This window comes from Lonsdalea britannica, from assembly GCF_946477055.1.
Classification (GTDB): Bacteria; Pseudomonadota; Gammaproteobacteria; order Enterobacterales; family Enterobacteriaceae; genus Lonsdalea; species Lonsdalea britannica_A.
Window position 1 is genome coordinate 1 of sequence record NZ_CAMKXG010000264.1, and the last position, 4,697, is coordinate 4,697.

Annotated in this window: 7 protein-coding genes; 6 read left to right on the forward strand and 1 reads right to left on the reverse strand. The window is 49.1% G+C overall.

From position 1 onward, the window contains the following. Positions 1-280: 280 nt before the first annotated feature. The 6 genes from Q7O77_RS14775 (at position 281) to Q7O77_RS14800 (ending at position 3,061) form a co-directional block, all read left to right on the forward strand. Positions 281-619, forward strand: coding sequence for a regulator (locus Q7O77_RS14775; protein WP_304168831.1), 339 nt, complete (start codon positions 281-283; stop codon positions 617-619). Between the two features lie 111 nt (positions 620-730). Next, positions 731-904, forward strand: a complete 174-nt coding sequence (locus Q7O77_RS14780) for a hypothetical protein (protein ID WP_304168833.1) — start codon at positions 731-733, stop codon at positions 902-904. Continuing rightward, positions 904-1,227 (forward strand): hypothetical protein, encoded by a 324-nt coding sequence (locus Q7O77_RS14785; protein WP_304168836.1) that lies wholly within the window; start codon positions 904-906, stop codon positions 1,225-1,227. The genes Q7O77_RS14780 and Q7O77_RS14785 overlap by 1 nt, the downstream gene beginning before the upstream one ends. Beyond that, positions 1,208-2,101 carry a RecT family recombinase gene (locus tag Q7O77_RS14790; protein WP_304168839.1) on the forward strand — a complete coding sequence of 298 codons (894 nt, stop codon included), beginning with the start codon at positions 1,208-1,210 and terminating at the stop codon, positions 2,099-2,101. The genes Q7O77_RS14785 and Q7O77_RS14790 overlap by 20 nt, the downstream gene beginning before the upstream one ends. After that, a complete protein-coding gene (locus tag Q7O77_RS14795; RefSeq protein WP_304168842.1) occupies positions 2,098-2,580 on the forward strand; it encodes a siphovirus Gp157 family protein in 483 nt (160 codons plus the stop codon). The genes Q7O77_RS14790 and Q7O77_RS14795 overlap by 4 nt, the downstream gene beginning before the upstream one ends. An 85-nt stretch (positions 2,581-2,665) precedes the next feature. Then, positions 2,666-3,061: a hypothetical protein gene (locus tag Q7O77_RS14800; protein ID WP_304168845.1), complete on the forward strand. Its 396-nt coding sequence runs from the start codon at positions 2,666-2,668 to the stop codon at positions 3,059-3,061. Between the two features lie 212 nt (positions 3,062-3,273). Here the strand turns inward: Q7O77_RS14800 and Q7O77_RS14805 are convergent, their stop codons facing one another. Then, on the reverse strand, positions 3,274-4,461 hold the full coding sequence (locus Q7O77_RS14805; protein WP_304168848.1) for a site-specific integrase: 1,188 nt from the start codon (positions 4,459-4,461) through the stop codon (positions 3,274-3,276). Positions 4,462-4,697 lie beyond the last annotated feature (236 nt).

Below are 4,697 nucleotides of genomic sequence, written 5' to 3' on the forward strand. Positions count from 1 at the left end.
CTCTTCGTCGGCAGCGTCAGATGTGTATAAGAGACAGGATTAATACTTGCGGTATTGTTTATTCATCGCAACGAAACAGCGACGCGGCAAACGAAACAACCAGCCGTTCCCGGAAACGGGATGCTCATTAAGAATCTGATGCGCTGACAAAGCGCGAAATTACCAAGATGTTTTTGGGGTGGTGAATTTGCTGCAGAGGCAGCTGGCTGCAATGCGCGGTCACTGTCCAGCTGGAGATCGGCGCCAGCCACCACCACCAAAACCATCTGAGGGGGAAATCATGGCAACGATTATCTACGGCAAATCAGCATCACCACGCGGTAACGCCAAGACACGTCGTCAGGCGCGCCGCCGGGAAGCGGCAATCGAACGTGACTCGCTGTGCGGGATCATTGATGCGGTGTTTGGCGCCGATTGCAAACAGTCGCAGGGCCGCGTTGAGAAAGCGGTCAGCACCATCGACGGCAAGATGAAGCCAGCTCGTAGCGAGAAGGTATTACCGTCATCAGGACAGTGTTTGCCTAACGTCGCTATCTACGCTGCCGGCCATCGTAAGAGTGAAAACATTACCTGCCGCGGTACGCAGAAGTTCAAAGGCAAATCCATACCACTAATTTAATCGCGAATTTTCGCCAACACCGGGAAACCACGCCGCTATATGCGGCTTACGATGTTACCCACCCTATTGCCCTCTCAGGAGGGCTTTTTTTTATTCCTTTAGGAGTTACCCATGCAACATTCATTTGTTGGGGCTGCCCATGTGGGTAGCTCCGGTTTCGACGCACGTAAATATATCCAATTCCATCATAGCAACGTGCTTTCAGGCGCCAGCTTCACCCCGCCGCCGCGCAAGTCAATTTGGCAGATCATCGTTGATTTCCTAAGCCAGAAGGGGCAGCCGTAATGGATATTCTCGACAAGCGTTTATCAAAGCTATCTCCCGAATCGCGTGAAGTGGTTGATGCGTACGCAGAGGAGTACATGAGCCAACTTAATCGGCTGGCAGTCGAGCGCATGTGGCGTGAAATACTTAACGAGTCCACGGACTTCATTAGCGAAGCTATAGAGGTAGAGGGCTATCACGACATCACCGACGAGTACATGCAGGACGTCTGCTATCACCTTGCTTTGTGCCGGTTAGAGCGTGAAATCAAAATCCATCAGGAAGAAATAACCATGTTAAAAATTCATGATCGGGAGGCATTCAATGTCGTTCGACCTCATTGAGTTCGTCAAAAAACAGGAGCCGCTATTCGTCGGCGCGGTATCAGATAATTCGGTGGCGTGGGCAAAGGAAAGCCAGTTCGCTATTCAGCTTTTTCAGAAGAACGATTATCTGGCGAAAACAGCCATCGCCAATCCAACCAGCGCCCAGAACGCAATAATCAACGTCGCCGCAATAGGCATAACTCTCAACCCTGTAAGCAAACTGGCTTATCTGGTTCCTCGTGATGGGATGGTTTGCCTTGATATCAGCTACATGGGCCTGCTCCACCTCGCCCAATCATCCGGATGCATCCTGTGGGGCCAGTGCAAACTCGTTTATTCAAACGACACCTATGAGTCAAACGGCCTCGATACGGCGCCAACGCACAAATACAACGCATTTGGCGATCGCGGCGCGGTGGTAGGTGGCTATTGCACAATAAAAACGCCCGGTGGTGACTACCTCACTGAAGAAATGAGCCTTGCGGAGATCAAAGCGACAGAAGCAACCAGCAAGGCCAAAAATGGACCATGGAAGAATTTCTGGGAAGAAATGGCACGGAAGACAATTGTTAAGCGGGCGAGCAAATACTGGCCTCGGTCTGAGCGACTGGATCACGCAACCAGCGTACTAAATGAGTACGAAGGCGTGTACACGGAACCCGATATGCCATACGTCCCTGAAGAGAAGGTGATAGAGGCAGACCAACAAAAACAGAAAGAATTTGATAACAAGCTGAATGAATTATGCGACCTGATGCCGGAATGCCAGTCAATGAACGAGCTAAAGGAAACGTTTAAATCAGCTTACCTGATGACTACCGGCATGAAGGTGCAACAAAGCGTTCAAGCGATTTATGCCGAATGCAAAGCCAAACTGGAGGCGCAACAATGACCGCCCTGTACGAAATAGCGAATGATTTTGCGAAGCTGACAAACTCCGACATGGACCCAGAAATGATAGCCGATACGCTCGAAGGTATCGAATGGGCGATGGAGGCAAAGGTTGAACAGATTCTCGCAATCTGTAAAAACGAGCTTGCTTACGCCGACGCTCTTAAAGAAGAGTCTCGCTCATTATCGGAAAGGGCAAAAGCTACGGAAAGCCGGGTAGCCAAAATGAAGGAATATGTAGCGGCATCACTGGAAGCGGCTGGAAAAAAGTCATTGAAAGCTGGACTGCATCAAGTGACCGTTCGCGCCCCATCAAAATCTGTGAAAATTACAGATGAAGCGGCCCTACCCTCAGAGTTTGTTGATTACGAAACCATCATTAAAGCTAACAAGCTGGCTATCAAAAAACAGCTCGAAGCTGGTATCGACGTTCCCGGCGCCCACATCAGCCTCGGAAAGCCATCGCTAATCATCAATTAACCGCCACATCCCTACCTTTAAACCTGACAACATCACCTCACGGTGAGGGATTAACTCAACCTGAAAACAGCGTGGAGAAAGAATTATGCAAACTGAGCAATCGGATTTTGAGTCCCGGCCGTCCACCATGCAGGCGCTCGCAAACCTGCAGAAAGAAAACGCAGCCCTGAAAGCAAAAAATATCGAATTAAACGGCAACCTGTCAGCGACAACTCTGAGCATTAATAACGTTTCAGATGCGATGGGTTTGAACGGCGATGGCCCGTTTAGCCTACAGGTGATCACCAAGTTCACAGAACTGCTGGCGGACAACGAAACCCTGCGGGCTATGGTGCATGAGATGACGGCGCAGCGGGACGCGCTGAACTCGATGCTGAATGACCTGAACGCCGCTATCCGTCGGGAGTCATCGGAGCGGGAGAAGAATGCCAAACTGCTGGCGCGGATCGAAGACTTGGAGGGGGAAAAACATGGATTTTAATGGCGGAGAGAGTATCCATAGCAATTCTGAAATTATGGTGACCAGTGAAATTATGGCGCGCTATAAGATTTCTCGTAGCACCCTTTATTTTTGGAGCACACCAGCGCGGATGCCTGCATGTTTCAGCCGTCCTTTTCCCAAGCCAGCTATTGGAGGGAGCCCTAAACGGTGGCGTAAGGCTGATGTGCTTAAATGGGAAGACGAGGTTAATGCTACTCCAACTGATGACCAATCACCGTCTCAAGGTGCTGGACCCAAACCTTAAGCCACTGGTGTTGATCGCTCAGGTAGTCGTGAAGGTTATAACGTGCCATCACCCCTGCCATCTGATGACCAAGCAATTTTTCAATAACATGTGGTGGCGCGCCAAGTTCTGAAAGGCGCGTTGCCACCGTCCTTCTCAGATCATGAAGCGACCACTGTTTCATACCTGTCTTCATAATTATTTGAGCAGAGAAGAATGAAACGTTTGGCTGAGCCGGGGGCTTATCATCACTTGGCCCGTTGTAACGTGACCGGGTCAATACGTGTTTAGTCACTGAAACTTTCTGGTGACTTTTCAGCATGGTTATCGCTGCATCAGGTAGCGCCCTTCTCACCGTCTTACCCGTTTTGTATTCACTACCTGGCACCGTCCAGGTTTTTTCGCTGTAATTAAACCATTCCCATTTCGCTGTCCTGATCTCTGTGCTTCGGCAGCCAGTCATCATCAGAAATCGCATAACGATTTGCTGTCTTACGGGCATATCCTCCAGAGCATTCCAAATTGTTCTGATTTCATCATCGGATAAAACTCTGTCTTTCATAGCGGCAGCGATCGCCACGTCAGACCGTCTTAAATCTGCAAGCGGGTTGACGTCAATCACGCCCCTGTTATGGCAGAATCTAAAGGCACGCTGCATCAAGCTAAGGATTTGACCAGTAATCACACGTCTTCCCATACCATCAAACAGATTTAGCCAGTGGGTTTTGGTCGTGTGATTGACGACCATGCTTCCCAGTACGGGCATAACGTGGTTTTGAAAATCCTGACGGTTTTTGTGAATCTTGATTAGCCCTTCAGGCTTGCAGTAATGCTCTTCCCAGTAATCGAACGCCTCTTGAACCGTCATTGCGTCGACTTTTTTTATCCTTTCTAACGCCACCTGCTTACGTGGATCGTATCCCTCTGTTATCCATAAGCGAAATTGCTGCCTTCGTTCCCTTGCCTGTAAGAGGGATATCGACGGATAATCACCAATGGTTAGCTGTGCCGGCTTGTCGTTCCATCGATAGCGATAAAAGAATGTGACGCCTCCCGAGATAGTTAGCCTGGCGTTTAGCCCGTGAGAATCTGAAATGACTTCTACTTTCTCACGGCGTTTACCGAGCGCTTTTCTTAGTTTGGTGTTGGTAAGCAATGTGTACACTCCGATTTCCGTATACACAAGAGTGTACACAAAAACCATAAATTGAAGCTAATCAACCCGCACAGAAGTAAAGCACCTCAAAGCACCAAGAAAAGGCAATGCATTGTTATGAAAGGTTTTTTTGAAGAAAGCCCAATCAAATTAAACAAAATCAAAGCGGCCAAGTATGCTTTCCGATAATATTTATCGCGAAAAACATCAGCCTAGCCGCTGGCGTGATACCTGGA

What these genes read in the sequence shown, in the direction of transcription:
- Q7O77_RS14775 (WP_304168831.1), top strand. Translation starts at nt 281, where the DNA reads ATGGCAACGATTATCTACGGCAAATCAGCATCACCACGCGGTAACGCC.
- Q7O77_RS14780 (WP_304168833.1), top strand. Translation starts at nt 731, where the DNA reads ATGCAACATTCATTTGTTGGGGCTGCCCATGTGGGTAGCTCCGGTTTC.
- Q7O77_RS14785 (WP_304168836.1), top strand. Translation starts at nt 904, where the DNA reads ATGGATATTCTCGACAAGCGTTTATCAAAGCTATCTCCCGAATCGCGT.
- Q7O77_RS14790 (WP_304168839.1), top strand. Translation starts at nt 1,208, where the DNA reads ATGTCGTTCGACCTCATTGAGTTCGTCAAAAAACAGGAGCCGCTATTC.
- Q7O77_RS14795 (WP_304168842.1), top strand. Translation starts at nt 2,098, where the DNA reads ATGACCGCCCTGTACGAAATAGCGAATGATTTTGCGAAGCTGACAAAC.
- Q7O77_RS14800 (WP_304168845.1), top strand. Translation starts at nt 2,666, where the DNA reads ATGCAAACTGAGCAATCGGATTTTGAGTCCCGGCCGTCCACCATGCAG.